This window comes from Streptomyces sp. NPDC019937 (assembly GCF_040631655.1).
Taxonomy (GTDB): Bacteria; Actinomycetota; Actinomycetes; order Streptomycetales; family Streptomycetaceae; genus Streptomyces.
The window spans coordinates 92,986-111,179 of sequence record NZ_JBEYAL010000028.1 but is presented as its reverse complement, the minus strand read 5'-3'; the positions used below and the strand labels follow the sequence as shown (position 1 = coordinate 111,179).

General features: G+C 71.2%; 17 protein-coding genes. 9 read left to right on the top strand and 8 right to left on the bottom strand.

All coding sequences use genetic code 11. The annotated features are described in order from the left end of the window. Positions 1-26 precede the first annotated feature (26 nt). The 7 genes from ABZ562_RS26750 (at position 27) to ABZ562_RS26720 (ending at position 6,589) form a co-directional block, all read left to right on the top strand. On the top strand, positions 27-992 hold the full coding sequence (locus tag ABZ562_RS26750; protein ID WP_361484328.1) for a DMT family transporter: 966 nt from the start codon (positions 27-29) through the stop codon (positions 990-992). Between the two features lie 215 nt (positions 993-1,207). After that, positions 1,208-1,387 carry a hypothetical protein gene (locus ABZ562_RS26745; RefSeq protein WP_361484326.1) on the top strand — a complete coding sequence of 60 codons (180 nt, stop codon included), beginning with the start codon at positions 1,208-1,210 and terminating at the stop codon, positions 1,385-1,387. Between the two features lie 28 nt (positions 1,388-1,415). Beyond that, entirely contained in the window at positions 1,416-2,417 is a 1,002-nt protein-coding gene (locus ABZ562_RS26740) for a Ppx/GppA phosphatase family protein (protein WP_361484324.1), read from the top strand. Positions 2,418-2,517: 100 nt separating this feature from the next. Further along, positions 2,518-2,964 (top strand): nitroreductase family deazaflavin-dependent oxidoreductase, encoded by a 447-nt coding sequence (locus tag ABZ562_RS26735; protein WP_361484322.1) that lies wholly within the window; start codon positions 2,518-2,520, stop codon positions 2,962-2,964. A gap of 201 nt (positions 2,965-3,165) precedes the next feature. Beyond that, positions 3,166-3,348 (top strand): hypothetical protein, encoded by a 183-nt coding sequence (locus ABZ562_RS26730; protein ID WP_361484320.1) that lies wholly within the window; start codon positions 3,166-3,168, stop codon positions 3,346-3,348. 201 nt (positions 3,349-3,549) lie between these two features. Beyond that, a complete protein-coding gene (gene htpG, locus ABZ562_RS26725; protein WP_361484318.1) occupies positions 3,550-5,487 on the top strand; it encodes a molecular chaperone HtpG in 1,938 nt (645 codons plus the stop codon). A gap of 145 nt (positions 5,488-5,632) precedes the next feature. Further along, positions 5,633-6,589 (top strand): alpha/beta hydrolase, encoded by a 957-nt coding sequence (locus ABZ562_RS26720; protein ID WP_361484316.1) that lies wholly within the window; start codon positions 5,633-5,635, stop codon positions 6,587-6,589. A gap of 7 nt (positions 6,590-6,596) precedes the next feature. On the opposite strand, the gene ABZ562_RS26715 is transcribed toward ABZ562_RS26720, so the two are convergent. After that, positions 6,597-7,247 (bottom strand): TetR/AcrR family transcriptional regulator C-terminal domain-containing protein, encoded by a 651-nt coding sequence (locus ABZ562_RS26715; protein ID WP_361484314.1) that lies wholly within the window; start codon positions 7,245-7,247, stop codon positions 6,597-6,599. Positions 7,248-7,316: 69 nt separating this feature from the next. On the opposite strand from ABZ562_RS26715, the gene ABZ562_RS26710 reads away from it, so the two are divergent. After that, positions 7,317-8,261 (top strand): serine/threonine dehydratase, encoded by a 945-nt coding sequence (locus ABZ562_RS26710; RefSeq protein ID WP_361484312.1) that lies wholly within the window; start codon positions 7,317-7,319, stop codon positions 8,259-8,261. 64 nt (positions 8,262-8,325) lie between these two features. On the opposite strand, the gene ABZ562_RS26705 is transcribed toward ABZ562_RS26710, so the two are convergent. Together ABZ562_RS26705 and ABZ562_RS26700 are read right to left on the bottom strand one after the other, a co-directional pair. Beyond that, the gene (locus ABZ562_RS26705) at positions 8,326-8,808 is read right to left on the bottom strand and encodes a VOC family protein (RefSeq protein WP_361484310.1); all 483 of its coding nucleotides are present in this window, start codon (positions 8,806-8,808) and stop codon (positions 8,326-8,328) included. A gap of 57 nt (positions 8,809-8,865) precedes the next feature. Continuing rightward, positions 8,866-9,597 (bottom strand): MerR family transcriptional regulator, encoded by a 732-nt coding sequence (locus ABZ562_RS26700; protein WP_361484308.1) that lies wholly within the window; start codon positions 9,595-9,597, stop codon positions 8,866-8,868. A gap of 122 nt (positions 9,598-9,719) precedes the next feature. On the opposite strand from ABZ562_RS26700, the gene ABZ562_RS26695 reads away from it, so the two are divergent. Then, positions 9,720-12,011, top strand: a complete 2,292-nt coding sequence (locus tag ABZ562_RS26695; protein WP_361484306.1) for an excinuclease ABC subunit UvrA — start codon at positions 9,720-9,722, stop codon at positions 12,009-12,011. A 10-nt stretch (positions 12,012-12,021) separates the two neighbouring features. Here ABZ562_RS26695 and ABZ562_RS26690 read toward each other — a convergent pair whose 3' ends face one another. The 5 genes from ABZ562_RS26690 to ABZ562_RS26670 all read right to left on the bottom strand — a co-directional run bounded on the left by ABZ562_RS26690 (position 12,022) and on the right by ABZ562_RS26670 (position 17,944). Continuing rightward, positions 12,022-13,593, bottom strand: coding sequence for a PTS ascorbate transporter subunit IIC (locus tag ABZ562_RS26690; protein WP_361484304.1), 1,572 nt, complete (start codon positions 13,591-13,593; stop codon positions 12,022-12,024). A gap of 19 nt (positions 13,594-13,612) precedes the next feature. Then, positions 13,613-14,404, bottom strand: coding sequence for a PTS sugar transporter subunit IIA (locus ABZ562_RS26685; RefSeq protein WP_361484302.1), 792 nt, complete (start codon positions 14,402-14,404; stop codon positions 13,613-13,615). Beyond that, on the bottom strand, positions 14,334-15,995 hold the full coding sequence (locus ABZ562_RS26680; RefSeq protein WP_361484300.1) for a cation acetate symporter: 1,662 nt from the start codon (positions 15,993-15,995) through the stop codon (positions 14,334-14,336). Before ABZ562_RS26680 ends, ABZ562_RS26685 begins: the two co-directional genes overlap by 71 nt. Then, the gene (locus ABZ562_RS26675; RefSeq protein WP_361484298.1) at positions 15,992-16,426 is read right to left on the bottom strand and encodes a hypothetical protein; all 435 of its coding nucleotides are present in this window, start codon (positions 16,424-16,426) and stop codon (positions 15,992-15,994) included. Before ABZ562_RS26675 ends, ABZ562_RS26680 begins: the two co-directional genes overlap by 4 nt. A gap of 216 nt (positions 16,427-16,642) precedes the next feature. Beyond that, complete coding sequence (locus ABZ562_RS26670; RefSeq protein ID WP_361484296.1) at positions 16,643-17,944, bottom strand: helix-turn-helix domain-containing protein; 1,302 nt, start codon at positions 17,942-17,944, stop codon at positions 16,643-16,645. Positions 17,945-18,194 lie beyond the last annotated feature (250 nt).

Genomic DNA, 18,194 nt, shown 5'->3' with positions numbered 1-18,194 from the left:
AAAGAGCGCGGCATAGTGTCGGCGTCATGACCAAAGCGCCGGACACCGGTTACCCAAAGGAATGGCCCGCCGTGGCGGCGGCAGCCGTCACCGTCGTCTTGTGGGCCTCGGCCTTCGTTTCCATCCGCAGTGCGGGCTCGGCCTATTCACCCGGTGCCCTGGCGCTCGGGAGACTGCTCGCCGGATCGGTGGCGCTGGGCACGATCAGCCTGATACGGCGGGTCGGGTGGCCGCCCCGCGCCGCCTGGCCGGGGATCGCCTGTTCGGGTTTCCTGTGGTTCGGCGTCTACATGGTGGCGCTCAACTGGGGTGAGCGGCTGGTCGACGCGGGCACGGCGGCGATGGTCGTCAACATCGGCCCGATCCTCATCGCGCTGCTGAGCGCCAAGCTGCTGGGCGAGGGGCTGCCGCGGCCGCTGCTGTGGGGGATGGCGGTGTCCTTCAGTGGCGCGGTCGTCGTGGGGGTCTCGATGTCCGGTTCGGGCGGCGCGTCCGTCCTCGGTGTGCTGCTGTGCGTGGTGGCCGCGGTGTCGTACGCGAGCGGTGTCGTCTCCCAGAAGCCGGCGCTGCGGCATGGCGGGGCGCTCCAGGTGACCACGTTCGGCTGTCTGATCGGGACCGTGACCTGTCTGCCCTTCGCCGGGACGCTGGTGTCGGAGGCCGCGCGCGCCCCGCTGTCCGCGACGCTGAACATGGTCTATCTGGGTCTGTTCCCGACCGCGCTCGCCTTCACCACCTGGGCCTTCGCCCTGGCCCGCACCACCGCCGGCCGGATGGGCGCCACCACCTATGTGGTACCGGCCCTGGTGGTGCTGATGTCCTGGCTGGTCCTGGACGAGGTGCCGGGCGCGCTGACGCTCGCGGGCGGCGCCCTGTGCCTGGCCGGGGTCGGGGTCGCCCGCCGCCGTCCGCGCCCGGCGGGCTCGACGGTCGTGACCACCGGCGGCCGCACCGCCAGGGAGACGTCTCCGGCCGATGAGCCCATGAGCTGATGAACTGATGAGCCGCATATCGGCATCAGGCCCCCGCTAGCAGCTTCGGGCTCAGCACCGGCGCGATCCGGCCGTTGTGCCCGGGGCCGCGTGGCACACTTTTCTGCCTGAAATCGATCGCTTCCCGCTCGATATAGTCCGAATGTGACCGGTATCGCAGAGAAGAATCCGCTCCGCCGCGGATGAGCGCGATGCGCGAGGGTACCCATCGCTTCATGGACACAAACGAGCAAACCTTGCTCACGCCCGATCTGCCGCCCGTGGTCGACGTACCGGATCTGACGTTCTCCAGTGGACGTCGCACCACCACGTCCCCGGGCACGGCGGAGCGGAACGGCGAAAAGGAATCCCCCGCCCCCTCCTCCACCCCCCAGCAGCGCCGCCTCGCGGCGTAAAGTCCGGCAACTCGGGCACTGAGCAGGCATGCGTCTTGCAGTGCTCGACATAGGTTCACGTGCCGTTCATCTGAAAATCGCCGACCTGGTTCCGGGCGGGCCGCCCGAGCCGGTGACCACGCTCAAGCAGTCGGTCCACCTGGCCGAGGCGACCGACCACCAGGGCGTGATCAGCCAGGACGCCATCGGGCGTCTGGTCGGCGCCGTGACCGAGAGCGAAGCGGTCGCTACGGCGTATCACGTCGACGACCTGGTGCCCTTGGCGACTTCCGCGGTGCGTGACGCGGCCAACCGGACGGCCGTTCTCGCCGCGATCGAGAACGCGACCGGAATCCGGGTGCGCTTCTTCAGCGGTGTGGAAGAGGCCCGTCTGACCTTCCTGGCCGCGCGCGGCTGGCACGGCTGGTCGGCCGGGCAGATGCTGCTGCTCGACATCGGCGGCGGCTCGATGGAGCTGGCCTGCGGCAGCCGTACGGAACCCGCCGTGGCGCTCTCGCTGCCGCTCGGGGCCGGCCGACTCACCCGCCACCACCTGCCCGACGAGGCGCCGGTCCACAAGCGGGACGTGGCGCGGCTGCGCCAGTATGTGCGTGCCGTCCTCACGGAGGCCACGGTCGACCTGCGCGACCAGCCGACCCCCGCCTCCGCGATCGCCACGTCGAAGACCTTCACCCAGCTCGCGCGGCTCGCCGGGGCCCCCAAGCCGGCGGCCGGGGCATCCGGCCGCGCCACCCTGACCCGCTCCGATCTGCGGCAGTGGATTCCCCGGCTGGCGGCCAGATCCGACGCCGAGCGCGCCCGGCTGCCGGGCATCTCCGCGTCCCGGGCCCATCAGTCGCTCGCCGGGGCGATCGTGGCCGAGGCCGCCATGGAGCTGCTGGACGTGCGGCGGGTCACCATCTGCCCCTGGGCCCTGCGCGAGGGGATCCTGCTGGACCGGCTGGCCGGGCTCGGCGCACAGCCGCTCCCCGCGGCGGCCGTGCCGAGGGCCCGCAACCACGCCCTCCACCGGCTGCACACCGTCTCGTGATCGTCCGCCCTGTTCCCGCCCGGTCCCCCGGGATGATCGCGTGGGCCCGGGGCGTTATGCGGTGCGGACATCTTTGCCGACGACGATGGGGACGGATGACATGCCGATTCAAGGCGAGTACGAGCCGAGCCCGACCCAGTGGGTGCGCGATCAGGTCGAGCTGATGGAGAGTTCCGGCGGCACCAAGGGCACGACGATGCGGGGCATGCCCGTGATCCTGCTGACCACGCGCGGGGCGAAGAGCGGGAAGGTCCGCAAGACGCCGCTGATGAGGGTGGAGCACGAGGGCAGGTACGCGGCGGTGGCCTCGCTCGGCGGCGCCCCCAAACACCCCGTCTGGTACTTCAACGTGCTGGCCGACCCCCGGGTCGAGCTGCGCGACGGGCCGGCGGTGTGGGACATGACCGCCCGCGAGGTCACCGGCGAGGAGAAGGCGCTGTGGTGGCGGCGCGCGGTCGAGGCGTTCCCGGACTACGCCGACTACCAGGAGAAGACCGCGCGCGAGATCCCCGTCTTCGTCCTGGAGCCCGCGGACACTCCGCACTGAGCCCTTGACGCTGGTGGGCGGGGGCACGGCCGCCCGGGCCGTGCCCCCGCTCACCGCGTGACGGCCTCCGCCCGGCCATCACACAATATTCACGCAACCGGACCCGCGGGACGACGGTGATATGCGTCCTCGCGACAAGGGAAACCGGAGGTTAGGCTCGGGTGGCACACCTGCACCACGGCACGAAGGAAGTACCTCAGCATGACCACCGCGAACAAGGGCGACCTGTCCCCGATCTACGACAGTCTCATAGCGGAACAGGGCGACGTTCCCGCCGAGGCCCGGGAAGCGGCCGAGGTGATTCAGCGGGAGGCCGCCGAAGCCCTCGACTGGAGCCGGCTGCGTCCCGGCCAGGACTCCCACCCGCACCAGAAGAGCGAGTGACGAGGAGTCCGTACCGCCTCACCCCAGCGGGTCTTCGGATACGACAACGACAACCGCGCGGCCCGGGGCTCCGGCCGTCGGGCCACGCGCAACAGCGCGAAGACACCGGACCACCACGCGCAGTGACCTCCCTCTTCGATAAGATCCGGGCGACGCACCGGACTTGAAGGCGTCGCACACTTATCGCATGAGGGGAATCTGGTGACTACAGGGGTAGAGACATTCGAGTTTCAGGTCGAGGCGCGCCAGCTCTTGCAGCTGATGATCCATTCGATCTACTCGAACAAGGATGTCTTTCTGCGGGAGCTCATCTCCAACGCCTCCGACGCCCTGGACAAGCTACGGCTGGAATCCCTCCGGGACGGGGATCTGGAGGCGGACACCTCCGATCTCCATATCGCGCTGGAGGTCGACAAGGAGCAGCGCACGCTGACCGTGCGCGACAACGGCATCGGCATGTCGCACGATGACGTGGTGCAGCTCATCGGCACGATCGCGAACTCCGGCACCGCGAAATTCCTCAAGGAGCTGAAGGAGTCGCAGGACGCGGCGGCCTCGCAGGACCTCATCGGGCAGTTCGGGGTGGGCTTCTACTCCAGCTTCATGGTCGCCGACGAGGTGACGCTGCTGTCCCGGCGCGCGGGCGAGAGCCAGGGCACCCGCTGGGTGTCCAGCGGCGAGGGCACGTACACCATCGAGCCGGTCGAGGACGCGCCCCAGGGCACCGCGGTCACGCTGCGGCTCAAGCCCGAGGACACCGAGGACCACCTCTACGACTACGCCTCGCCGTGGAAGATCCGGGAAATCGTCAAGCGGTACTCGGACTTCATCACCTGGCCGATCCGCATGGCCGGGGAAAGCGCCACCAGCACGTCCGAGGACGACGGCGCGTCCGAAGACGGCGGCACCGCCGAACTCGAGACGATCAACTCGATGAAGGCGTTGTGGGCCCGCCCCCGGGGCGAGGTCACCGACGACGAATACAACGAGTTCTACAAGCACATCAGCCACGACTGGAACAACCCGCTCGAAACCATCCGCATGCAGGCGGAGGGCACCTTCGAATACCAGTCGCTGCTGTTCATTCCCTCCCGCGCGCCGCAGGACCTGTATATGCAGGACCGTAAGCGGGGTGTACAGCTCTACGTCAAGCGCGTCTTCATCATGGACGACTGCGAAGCGCTCATGCCGGAATATCTGCGCTTCGTCAAGGGCGTCGTCGACGCCGCGGACCTCTCGCTGAATGTATCGCGCGAGGCCCTTCAGCAGGACCGCCAGATTCAGCTGATGCGCCGCCGGCTGGTCAAGAAGGTGCTGTCGACGGTGAAGGACATGATGTCCGACAACGCCGAGCGGTACGCGACGTTCTGGAAGGAGTTCGGCCGCGTCCTCAAGGAAGGTCTGCTGGGCGATTTCGAGAACCGGGACGCGATCCTGGAGGTCTCCTCGTTCGGCTCGACACATGACGCGGAGCAGCCGACCACGCTGCGGAGTTACGTGGAGCGCATGAAGGACGGGCAGGAGCACATCTACTACATGACGGGCGAGTCCCGCTCGATCGTGGAGAATTCGCCCCATATGGAGGCGTTCCAGGCCAAGGGGTACGAGGTGCTGGTGCTCACCGACCCCATCGACGAGCTGTGGGTCGACGCCGTCCCCGAGTTCGAGGGCAAGCAGCTGCGGTCGGTCGCCAAGGGGCAGGTCGACCTCGACGGCGAGGACGAGTCGAACGAGGGCGGGCCCGAGCGCGAGCAGCAGAAGAAGGACTTCGCCGATCTGCTGGCCTGGATGACGACGACGCTGAGCGAGCAGGTCAAGGAGGTGCGGCTGTCCTCCCGCCTCACCACCTCCCCGGCCTGCATCGTCGGCGACACCCACGATGTCACTCCGGCCCTGGAGAACATCTACCGCGCGATGGGGCAGAACGTGCCCCAGATCAAGCGCATCCTGGAGCTGAACCCCACGCACCCGCTGGTCAGCGGGTTGCGCGCGGCCCACGGCGAGCGCCCGATGGACTCCGGCCTCGCGGAGACGGCCGAACTCCTCTACGGGATGGCCCTGCTCGCCGAGGGCGGGGAGCTGAGCGACCCCTCGCGCTTCATCAAGCTGATGGCCGGTCGCCTGGAGCAGACGCTGTGACCCGCGCCCTCCCGGTGGGCCGTCGCCACGGCCCACCGGGAGGGCTTTTTGCCGGACCGGCAATTTCCCTCCGCTTCTCCCCGGCCGCCACCGCATGATCGTGGCGTGGTGGGGCCGCAGGGCCCCGGCGGCTCAGGGAGGATCCATGCACCACCGGCTGGTCGACGTTGCGGATGCCCGTATCCATGTGGTGGAGGAGGGCTCGGGCCCCCTGGTCCTCCTGATCCACGGCTTCCCCGAGACATGGCGCTCCTGGCGCCATCAGCTCCCCGCGCTCGCCGCGGCCGGGTATCGCGCGGTGGCCCTCGACGTACGCGGCTACGGCCGCTCCTCCAAGCCCCGTGACGTGGCGGCGTACCGCATGCTCGCCCATGTCGCCGACAACGTCGGCGTGGTCCGCGCCCTCGGCGAGGAGACCGCGGTGGTCGTGGGGCACGACTGGGGCTCCCCCATCGCCGCGAACTCCGCGCTGCTCAGGCCCGATGTCTTCACCGCCGTGGGGCTGCTGGGCGTGCCGTACGCGCCCCGGGGCGGTCCACGGCCCAGCGAGATCTTCGCGCGGATCGGCGGGGACGAGGAGTTCTACGTCGGCTATTTCCAGCAGCCGGGGCGGGCCGAGGCGGAGATCGAGCCCGATGTGCGCGGCTGGCTCGCCGGGTTCTACACCGCGCTCTCGGGCGACGCGGCACCCTCCCCCGACGGCGGCAGCCCCTTCTTCGTCCCGCGGGGCGGGCGGATGCGGGACCGCTTCCCCGACGGCCCGCGACCCGCCTGGCTCACCGAGGCCGACCTCGACGCGTGCGCGGCGGAGTTCGAGCGGACCGGGCTGACCGGGGCGCTGAATCGCTACCGCAACGCCGACCGCGACTGGGAGGATCTCGCCGCGTGGGACGGGGCACCGCTCACCCGGCCCTCGCTGTTCCTGGCCGGGGAGCGGGACGCCTCGCTCGGCTGGCTGGCCGACGCCATCGCCGCCTACCCCACCACCCTCCCGGGCCTGGTGTCCTCGCACCTCCTCGACGGCTGCGGCCACTGGGTGCAGCAGGAGCGCCCGGAAGAGGTCAACCGGCTGCTGATCGCATGGCTGGGGGCGCTCGGCTGAGGACGTCTCAGCCGAGGTGTTCGGCGGCCGCCGCGCGGATCAGCTGGCGCAGCGCGTCGTAGTAGACGCGGTGGTCGGTCATGGCGGGCAGCACCACGTCCAGCTGCCCCGTGAGCACCGGGAACTCCTCGGGATCCAGCGCGGCGAGCGCCGTACGCGCCGTGGCCAGGGCCCGCTTCCCGTCGCGGTGGTCGACGAAGGCGATGGCGCCGAGGGTGAGCAGATACAGCCGGCGGTAGACCTGGACGGCCGCCGCCGGTGTCATCCCGGCGGCGATGCTCTGGGCGAGCTGTGGCTCCACCAGGCGGCTCAGCAGCTGCGGGCCGAACCAGGAGCGGCCCGCGCGCAGCGCCGCCAGCCCCGGGTGCCGGATCAGCACCTCGTAGAGCGCGGTGAAGCGGGTCTCGGTGGCGTCGGCCCAGTCGGTGTCCCGCGGTACCTGGGGCAGCAGCGTGGCCAGGTGGTCGGCGCAGGCGTTCAGCAGTCCGTCGAAGTCACCGCAGCGGCGGAAGACGGTGGCGTGCGAGACGTCGAGGCGCTGTGCCACCGCCCGGAAGCTCAGGGCCTCGGGGCCCTCCTCGTCGATGACCGACAGGGCCGCCACCGCGATGGTGTCCAGGGCGGGTGTTCCGGCCGCGGTGGTCGGCTTCTTCCTCACGGGCGCTTCCTTATCACGGGCTTCTTTCCCACGGACCAGCGTGTAACAGTGGTTGTTACAGTGTATCGCGTGGTTGCTCATCAAGATATACAGGCCGCGGGGCGGCGCGTCGCGGGGCACGTCCGGCCGGTCGCGCTCGCCCCGGTGGACGAGGGAGCCTTCGGCGGCGCCGAGGGCTGGCTGGCGCTGGAATTCCTGCAGCACACCGGGTCCTTCAAGACGCGCGGGGCGTTCAATTTCATCGGCAGCCACGTCGAGGCGGGCACCGTTCCGGACGCGGGTGTCGTCATCGCCTCCGGCGGCAACGCCGGGCAGGCCTGCGCCTGGGCGGCGGCCCGGCACTCCGTGACCGCCACGGTGTTCGTGCCCGAGACGGCGCCCGCGGTCAAGGTCGGCAGGCTGCGGGCGCTCGGGGCGGATGTGCGCCAGGTCGGCCGGGAGTACGCCGAGGCGCTGGACGCCTCCCGCGCGTACGCCGCCGAGGCCGGCGCGCTGGAGTCGCACGCCTACGACCATCCGCTGATCGCGGCCGGTGCGGGCACCGTGATGGAGGAGATGCTGCGGTGCCGCCCGGACCTGGACACGGTGGTGGTGTCGGTCGGGGGCGGCGGGCTGTTCACCGGGGTCGCGGCGTCCGCGCTGGAGCACGGCGTCCGGGTGGTGGCCGTGGAGCCGCGCGGCTCCCGCGCTCTGAACGCGGCGCTGGAGGCCGGGGCGGTGGTCGACGTGCCCGTGGACTCGGTCGCGGCGGACTCGCTGGGGGCGCGGCGCGCAACGCCGATGGCGCTGGAGTGGGCGCGCGAGGACGGGGTGCGGTCGGTGCTCGTGCCCGATCAGGCGATCGTCTCGGCGCGGCAGGCCCTGTGGGACGACCGCCGGATCGCGGTGGAGCACGCCGCGGCGACGGCGCTGGCGGCGGTGCGGTCGGGGGCGTACGAGACCCGGCCGGGCGAGAAGGTGGCGGTGCTGCTGTGCGGGGCCAACACCGATCCGGGGGACCTGGCACGCCCATAGCCACGAGGATCCCGACCCGCCCCTGTCCCGAATGCGGGAAGGGGCGGGTGCGGCCGGTGGCCGTCTACTCCCCCGCGTACGCCTTCCGCAGTGCGCCGATGTCGAACTTGACCATCGACATCATGGCCTCCATGGCGCGCTTCGCCTTCACCGGGTCGGAGTCGGCGATCATCTCCATGAGGACCTGGGGGACGACCTGCCAGGACACCCCGAACTTGTCCTTCACCCAGCCACACGCGACCTCCTGGCCGCCGCCCTCCAGGAGCCGGCCCCAGTAGTAGTCGACCTCCTCCTGGTCGGCGCAGTGGATCTGGAACGAGATGGCCTCGTTGAAGGTGAACTCCGGCCCGCCGTTGAGCCCGACGAACTTCTGGCCGTTGATCTCGAAGTCCACGGTCAGCACCGAACCGGGGGCGCCGGGGCCGGCCTCGGTGTGGCGGACGGTCCGGCCGAGCTTGCCGTCCTTGAAGATCGAGACGTAGTGGTGCGCCGCCTCTTCGGCCCGGCCGTCGAACCACAGGCATGTGGTGAAACCGTCGCTGGCCATCGGTGCCTCCTGCTGGTGGGAGTGTTTACCTTTACCGACCGGCGCCGCGCGGCAAACTCATCGCTCCTCGGCGCCCTGGTCTCCGGTGAGATACGTGTGCAGCCGGCCGGCGCCTTCGAGCATGGCCGTGGTGCGCCGGGTCAGCCCCTCCCGGCGCTCGGCGATGACCTCGCGCAGGGCGGCGCTGCCGCCGGTGCGGCGCAGCCCCTCCAGGACGGGCCGGATCCGGTCCAGCGGGTAGCGGTCCTGCCGCAGCATATGGATCATCCGGGCATCCCGGACGTCGGCCGGGCGGTACGTGCGGTACCGGGTGCCGCGCTCCCGCTTCGGGACCAGCAGCCCGGCCGACTCCCACACCCTGAGCGCGGAGGTGCGGACGCCGAGGTACGCGGCCACTTCGCCGATGCGCAGGGCCCCCCGCGGTACGTCCAGGGCCTCGGGGGTCTGTCCGGCGACCGCTTCGAGCGCCTCGCCCGCGGCCCGCAGCGACAGCCGCTGGTCGTGCACGGCCGCGTGGGCGGCGTCCACGAGGCTGAGCGCCAGGGGTACGTCCCCGGCGTGCACCGCCCGCATGACCTCCCGGGCCGTCTGCTGTCCGTACCCCGGGACGAGCGCGTCGTAGGTGACCAGCGCCCGGCGGTGGCGGGTGTCGAGCCTGCGGTAGCCGGCCGGGGTGCGGGGCGCCGGGGGCAGGACCCCCGCGTCGACGTAGTTGCGGATCTGCTGGGTCGAGACTCCGGCCGAGCGCGCCAGATCGATGGGACGCAGCGGTGTTTCAGTGCGGCTCATGGGGTGAGCCTACCCGCGCTTCTTTCACGGCGAGTTGAGGGTTTTCCGACCTCACTGCCCGTCACAGCGGCGCCGGATGGTGAAAAGTCTCTACGCGGCACTTCAATGAAACACTTGAAGGCATGGATGTCAGCGACAGCGACGATGTACGACACCACCATGCCGCGGACGGCCACGATGTGATCCAGGTCCGCGGGGCCAGGGAGAACAATCTGCGGGGCGTCTCCCTCGACATACCCAAGCGGCGGCTCACCGTCTTCACCGGAGTCTCCGGGTCCGGGAAGTCCTCGCTCGTCTTCGACACGGTCGCCGCGGAGTCACAGCGGCTGATCAACGAGACCTATACGGCGTTCGTGCAGAACTTCATGCCGACGGTCGGCCGCCCGGACGTCGACGCGCTGCGCAATCTCAGCGCCGCGATCGTCGTCGACCAGGAGCGGATGGGCGCCAACTCCCGTTCCACCGTGGGCACCGCCACCGACGCCCACACCATGCTGCGGATCCTGTTCAGCCGGATCGGCACCCCGTATGTGGGCCCGCCGCTCGCCTTCAGCTTCAACACGGCCGAGGGCATGTGCCCGCGCTGTGAGGGGCTGGGCCGGGTGTCGGAGATCGACATCGGCCAACTGGTCGACCGGGAGCGGTCGTTGAACCAGGGGGCGATCACCGTCCCCGGATTCGGGGTGGACACGTGGTACTGGCAGCTCTTTGCGCACTCCGGCCTTTTCGACCCCGATGCCCGGCTCGGGGACTACACCCCCGAGCAGTGGGAGGACTTCCTGCACAAGCCCGCCACCAAGATCAAGTTGGGGAAGAACAACCTGACCTACGAGGGGCTGGTCACCAAGGTCCGGAGGCTGTACCTGGCCAAGGACCGGGAGACGATGCAGCCGCAGGCGCGCGCGTTCGCGGACCGGGCGGTCGCTCTCGCCCGCTGTCCCGACTGTGACGGCTCCCGGCTGAACGAGGCCGCCCGGTCCTGCGCGGTCGACGGCCGCACCCTGCCGGAGTGCTCCGCGATGCAGATCAGCGACCTGGCCGCGTTCGTCCGCGGCATCCGGGACGACGCGGTCGGGCCGGTCCTGGAAACCCTGCGCGGCACACTGGACTCGCTGGTGGAGATCGGTCTCGGATATCTGAGCCTGGACCGGGAGTCCGGCACGCTCTCCGGTGGCGAGGCGCAGCGGGTGCGGATGGTCCGCCACCTCGGTTCGAGTCTGTCGGATGTGACGTACGTCTTCGACGAGCCCACCGTCGGACTGCATCCGCATGACATCCGGCGGATGAACACCCTGCTGCTCCAGCTGCGCGACAAGGGCAACACGGTGCTGGTGGTGGAGCACAAGCCGGAGACGATCCGGATCGCCGACCATGTGGTGGATCTGGGCCCCGGCGCCGGTGCGGCGGGCGGGCTGATCACCTACGCGGGCGATCTGGCCGGGCTGCGGGCCTCCGGCACCCTGACGGGCGACTACCTCGGCCACCGGGTGAGCCCGCGCGACAAGGTGCGCAAGCCCCGCGGGCACCTGTCGATCACCGGCGCGCGGCTGCACAATCTGCGGGACGTCGATGTGGACATCCCCCTCGGGGTGCTCACCGTCGTCACCGGGGTCGCCGGGTCCGGCAAGAGTTCCCTGATCCACGGGTCGCTCGGCGGACGGGACGGGGTGATCGTCGCCGACCAGTCGGCGATCCGTGGCTCACGCCGCAGCAACCCTGCCACGTACACGGGGCTGCTGGACCCGATCCGGTCGGCGTTCGCCCGGGCCAACGGGGTGAAGCCGGGCTTGTTCAGCGCCAACTCCGAGGGGGCGTGCCCCCGTTGCAAGGGCATCGGCCTGACCTACACCGATCTCGCGATGATGGCCGAGGTGGCGTCGGTGTGCGAGGAGTGCGAGGGCAGGCGGTTCAAGGCGGAGGTGCTGGCGTACCGGCTGCGCGGGCGCAGCATCGGCGATGTGCTCGGCATGTCGGTGACCGAGGCGCGGGAGTTCTTCACCACCGGGCAGTCGCGGGTGATCCTGGACCGGCTGATGGCGGTGGGGCTCGGCTATCTCGGGCTCGGCCAGCCGCTCACCACCCTGTCCGGTGGTGAGCGGCAGCGGCTCAAGCTCGCCATCCACATGGCGAGGAACGGCACGACGTACGTGCTGGACGAACCGACGACCGGGCTGCATCTGGCCGATGTGGACCAGTTGCTGGCGCTGCTCGACCGGCTGGTGGACGACGGCAACACGGTCGTCGTCATCGAGCATCACCAGGCGGTGATGGCGCACGCGGACTGGATCGTCGACCTGGGCCCGGGGGCGGGCCATGACGGCGGCCGGGTGGTCTTCACCGGGACGCCCGCCGACCTCGTGGCCTCCGGTACGTCGCTGACCGCCACGCATCTGCGGGAGTACGTCGGCGGGTAGCCGCCGGGGGTCAGCGGGGCGGTGGCGGGGGTGCGGGGGCGCCCGCGGGCGGGGCGATCTTCGGGTACGACGCGCTCCGGCCCGGGGCGTCCGCCGCCGCCACCGCCCCCGCGTCCGCCGCCGCGTCCCTGGGCATCAGGGCGTCGCGGGCGGCGCCCGGGTCCCAGCCCGTGTCGACCACGCGCTTTTGCACCAGGACGGCGGCGCCCAGCACCGCCAGGCCGATGAGCAGGATGAGGGCGAGGCCCACCCCGCCACCGGCCTTGCCCGCGTTGCCGATGAGCGCGCCGAGCCAGCCGAAGTCGGCGTCGCCGAAGGTGGTGTTCTGCTGCCCGAACGCGCCGAGCACCTTGAGCAGCAGGGCGGGCAGGAAGGTGATGAGCACGCCGTTGAGGAACGCGCCCACGGCGGCCCCGCGCCGGCCGCCGGTGGCGTTGCCGTAGACGCCCGCCGCGCCACCGGTGAAGAAGTGCGGCACCAGGCCCGGCAGGACCAGCGCGAGCCCGAACGCCGGGTTGAACACCCAGGTGAGCAGTGCCAGGCTGACCAGGCCGCCGGTGAAGCTGGAGAGGAAGCCGATGAGCACGGCGTTCTGCGCGTACGGAAAGACGATCGGGGCGTCCAGGGCGGGCAGCGCGCCCGGCACGACCTTGCTCGCGATGCCCTGGAAGGCGGGCACGAGTTCGCCGAGGATCGTCCGCACACCGAAGAGGATGACGGCGACGGCGATGCCGAACTGCAGACCCTGCATCACCGACTGCATCACATAGTTGCCGGTGTCCGTGGCCGCTGTTCCGGTGCCGGTGGCGAACGCCTTGAAGGCCGTCTGCTGCCCCGCCTCGAGGAGGAAGAGCACCGCCATCACCACATAGATGAACAGCATGGACAGGGCCGTGGCCACCATCGAGTCGCGCAGGAAGCGCAGCCCCTCGGGGAGCTTCATCTCCTCGGTGCTGCGGCTGCGCCTGCCGACCACCTTCCCGGCCGCGCCCGCCACCACGTAACCGGCCGTGCCGAAGTGGCCGATGGCGACGGTGTCGTTCCCCGTGACCCGCTTGGTCCAGGGGTGGGCGAACGCGGGCATGGCCACCAGCATGATGCCGAGCAGCACGCCGCCGACCGCCACCACGACGACGGTGGACTGGCCGGCGCCCGCCAGCACCACGGTCAGCAGGGTGGCCATGAACAGCATGTGGTGTCCGGTCAGGAACACATAGCGCAGCGGCGTGAACCGGGCCAGCAGCAGGCTGACCACGAAGCCCAGGATCATCAGCCAGGCGACGCGCGACCCGAACTGTGCCTGGGCGATGCCGACGATGGCCTCGTTGGTCGGGATCACGCCGTGCGCGCCGGTGACGCCCTGGATCATCGTGCCCAGCGGGGCGAGGGAGTTGGTGACCAGCCCCGCGCCCGCTCCGATGAGCAGAAAGCCGAGGGTCGCCTTGATGGCGCCGCCGATGATCTGCCCGGTGGTCTTCTTCATCGCGATGAGTCCGACGGCGGTGATGATGCCGATCAGATACGCGGGTTCGCTCAGGATCTCGTTCACGAGAAACTTCGCGGGTGTTACGAGCCAGCCCATGATTCTTCCACTGTTCCCGTCAGCTCGGTCGGACGTCGTACGTGTCCCGGAGCACCGCGTCGACCTCCGCGGTGCTCGTGAAGTCCTGAACCACCTTCACCGGCCGTCCCACGTCGCCCAGGGTCCGGGCGATCTCGCGGGAGGTGAGCAGGGCCACGGCCTCGGACGCCTTGCCCTTCGCGGAGATGGTGTCGGTGGCCTCCACGGTGACGTACGCCGACCACCCCCAGCGGTCCAGCACCTGCTCCAGGGTGTTCTTGAGGAAGAGGCTCGTGCCCACACCGTTGCCGCACACCGTGAGGATCTTGTGCAGCGAGGGCCCGGCCGCCGTGGGCTTCCCGGCGGCGGGGGCGGGCCGTTCGGCGTCGCCGCCCAGCACGGCGCGCAGCGCCTCGGGGGTGGGCGCGGCGGCGAGGGCCGCCGTGGCGGCGGGGTCGCCGAGCAGCCGGGCCAGGCTCGCCATCGCGGAGGTGTGTGCGCCGGAGTCGGTGGCGGCGAGGGCCACGACCAGGGCGACCGGATCGTTGGTCTCGTGGCCGAACGCGACGGGTTCGGCCAGGCGCACCCAGGACATGCCGGTCGCGCGTACGGCGGGAGAGGGCCGGGCGTGGGCGAACGCCACGCCGGGGGCGACGACGATGTACGGCCCGTTCTCCTCGACGCTCGCGATCATCTCGGCGGTGTACTCGGCGGTGGTGCGGCCCGCTTCCACCATGAGTCCGCCGGCGATCGCGATCGCCTCACGCCAGTCCGCCGCCCTCGCGCCGAGCCGCACGGACTCGACGGGGAGCAGGTCTATCAGTTCGTCCATGGCGCGAAATCCTCGCATCCCCGCCCTGCGTCCCAGGTGGCGAGGGGTCCTCCAGGCGCGGCCGCCCGCCGAGGCGGGAGCCGGCCCAGCCCAGCAGGAAGCCCACCGGGATGGTGATCAGGCCCGGGTTGCGCAGCGGGAACCAGTGGAAGTCGCGGTCGGGGAAGACCGCGAGGGCGCCGCCCGAGACGGCCGGGGAGAAGACGATCGTGAGGAGGGTCAGGCCGAGGCCGCCGTACATCGCCCAGCGCATTCCGGCCACCGTGAAACCGCGCCACATCGTCCCGTACAGCAGGACCGGCAGCAGCGCGGAGGCAGCGGCCGTGAAGGTGAAGGAGATCAGGACCTGGCGGTTCCAGGCTTGCGTCACGAGCGCGAGGGCGACGGCCACCACGCCGACGCTCACGATCGCCGCGCGGGCCGCGGCGAGTTCGCGGACCGGGGAGAGTCGTTCCGGGAGCACGACCTTGGCCAGCACATCGTGGGCGAGGGAGGCCGCGGCGGCGAGGGTGAGCCCCGCGACGGCCGCGAGCGTGGTGATGACGACCGCGCAGGCGATGAGGGTGAACAGCAGGCTGCGGTGGGCCGCGGCGTCGGGGTCGAGCGCGCGGGTGAGCAGCAGCAGGGAGTTGGTGCCGGTGGGGTCGGCGGCACGCAGCGCCGGGAGCCCGACGATGGCCGTGGCGCCGGCGCCGACGACGACGATCAGCGCGCCCAGCGCGGCGACGGCGCCGACGGCCCAGGTCGTGGCGGCGCGGGCGGCGCGGGCGCCGCGGATCGGGTGCAGCCGCATGGTGATGTGCGGCAGGCAGGCCGCGCCGACGGCCAGGGTGAGCTGGACGCTGATGACGTCCAGCTTGCCGGTGAAGGAGTCGCCGAACTGGCGGCCGGACTCCCAGAAGGCGTCGCCGTAGCCGCTCTTGTCGGCCGCCGCGCCGAAGAGGCGCGCCGGGTTCCAGTCGAAGGGCTTGACGACCAGCACGGCGAGCAGGATGAACGCGCCCAGCAGGATGACGGTCTTGAGGATCTGGATGAAGCCGGTGCCCTTCATCCCGCCGAGGGCGGCGTAGCAGACCATGAGGGAGCCGATGAAGATGGTGCAGCCGGTGACCGAGGCGGCGCCGGGGATGCCGATCAGCAGGGACATCATGTCGCCCGCGCCGTTGAGCTGGACGGTGAGCAGCGGCATGGTGACCGCCAGCACCAGGACGGCGGTGCCGATCCGGGCCGGGCGCTCGCTCAGCCGCTCGGACAGCACATCGCCCAGGGTGTACCGGTCGCGTCCGCACAGGGGCCCGGCCATCACCAGCATGAACAGCAGGATCGAGACCACGGTGGACAGGGTGATGAGGACACCGTCGAATCCCGCGATGGCGATGGTGCCGGTGGTGCTGAGGACGGTGGCGGCCGAGATGTAGTCGCCCGCGATGGCCAGGCCGTTCTGCAGGGGGCCGAGCGCGCCGGTGCCGACGTAGAACTCGGAGGGGTCGTCGCTGTCGGTGGCCGCCAGGATGCAGAGCAGGAACGATACGGCGACAAAGCAGGCGAACAGCACGAACGCCAGGGTTCTCGGCTCGAAGTCGCCGCTCATCGCTCCCTCTCGCGGGTGTCCTCGGCGGGGGCACGTCGCTCGGCCCGGACGAGAACGGTGACCAGGACCGCCGCGTCGGCGGCCACCAGCAGGGCGCCCACCGTGAAACCGCCGCTCGCTCCGATGGCGATCCCTCCGCCCGCGGTGCAGTTGACCACCACGGCGGCCAGATGGCAGGCGAGCGCGGCACACGCGGCCCGCGCCGTCCACGGCCACGGCCGCCGCCACCGTGGCGAGCGCCGCGCCCGGCGCTCCCCACGGTGTCCGGAGCGGGAGCCGGGGTGGTCCGGACGGAAGCCGGGGTGGTCCGGACGGGAGTCGGGGTGCGTGCCGGGGCGGGGGCCCATCGCCTCCGGCGGCCGCGGTGGCATGACCTCGGCGGTGCGCACCGGGCGCGGTTGTGTGGCCTGCCCCCATGCGTGATCGGACATGTCGTGCTCCTCGTGGCGGATCCGTCCGGTACGGGTGGACGGGACCGCCACGACAGCAGCTCACCGGGACCGCCGTACAGTCCGTCGAGGGACCGCGTGGCAGAGGCACATGATCCACTGGCAGCCGTTGTGCACGCCCACACTCATCCTGGTCATGCGAAGCCGTTTACCGGCTTTCCGGCCGCAAAGGTCTGTACCGGAGCCTCACGCCCCCGGTCAGGGCGGCAGCAGTCCGTGTGCCGCGAGGGCGAGCGACAACTCGACGACGTCGCGCGGGCGGTGCAGCGTCCGCCCGGTCAACTGCTCGTAGCGGCGCAGCCGGTTGAGGACGGTGTTGCGGTGGCAGAACAGGGCCCGCCCCGCCTCGCGCGCCGATCCGTCGGCGTCCAGCCAGGCCGTCAGGGTCTTCAGCAGGACGTCCCGGTCGGCGGGTTCGAGCGCCAGGACGGGCCCGAGCATGCGGTCGGCGAGCGCGGTGGCCAGGTCCGGGGAGGACACCACCAGGGCCTCCGGGTAGTGCTCCTCCAGCAGCGCCGCCCCGCCGGTGGCGGGGCATGCGCGCAGCGCCGTGTCGGCGAGCAGGCGGGCGGCGTTCACCGAGGCCAGGCCCGTGACGGCGGGGCTGACCCCGGCCCGGGCGCCGGGCGGGACGGTGAGGGAGCGCGCCACCTCCTTGGGGTGGCCGTCCCCGAGGAGGACGATCGCGTGGGCGGTGGACTCACCCGTGTGCCACACCGTACGGCCGCCGCCGTGGACCTCCGGCGGGCGCGGCGCGGCGGGCCCGGAGCCCGAGTGGTCCATGGCCACGACCGCGTAACGCCCCTGCTCGGGCAGGCCCAGCACCTCCTCCGCCTCCGGGAAGTCGCTCACCCGGGCGGTGCCGTCCAGCAGCGCCTCGACGATGATCCGGAACCGGTTCTCGCGGTGCCAGGCGAGCTGCCGTCCGACCTCGTGGTACGCCTCGGAGACGAGCGTGCAGTGCTCGTCGACGAAGTTCCAGATGTCGGACGCCACATGGACCAGCCCCCGGGCGCCCACCGGGTCCTCCCGCGAGGCCGTCTCCACCAGCTCGTCCCAGACGACGGTGCACCCGATGCGGAAGCCGTGCAGCAGTGCGTCCAGCGGGAGGCCCTGGGCCGCGCGGTCGGCGCCGATCCGCCAGGAGACGGAGCGGGCCGTCTCCCGGGTCTCCTTGGGATACAGCAGGGAGCGCACATTGTTGGACAGCGAGTCGTTGACGTCCCGCCACAGCTCGTGCGGATCGATGGAACCGGCGCGGTAGACGGGTTCTCGCTCCCGCATCAGGGCGACCACCTCGTCGGTCAGCCGCGGCAGTTCGTCGATCAGGACGCGGGCGGTCCGGTGCAGCAGCGCGATGGCCTCGGGGTCGGCCCGCGAGCGTATGGGCGGGCGGGCGGCGGGCATCCGGGGCAGCGCCCGGGCCCTGTCGGCAGACAGTCGGCTGGCAGAGCGCCCGGCGGCGGGGCCGACGGTGCGGGAGCCGGTGACTGGGTGCATGACGTTCCTCCACCTCTGACGTGCGATGCGCCGCTCGACGCGGCATCATGAGGCCCGCTCCACTCCGGGCCGGGCCTCCCCCGCTATTGCATCATCGGCATACCGCCTGGTCGGTGTCTTCGGTCAATTCCCTTCCGCGCCGACGCACCGTCAGGCCGCTGGAGCCGGTCCACGGGGCGCCGGAGCCACGGCGGTACGGTGGGGCCGCACCGGCGATGGTGACCGGTGCTGCCCCACGACGTGAGAGAAG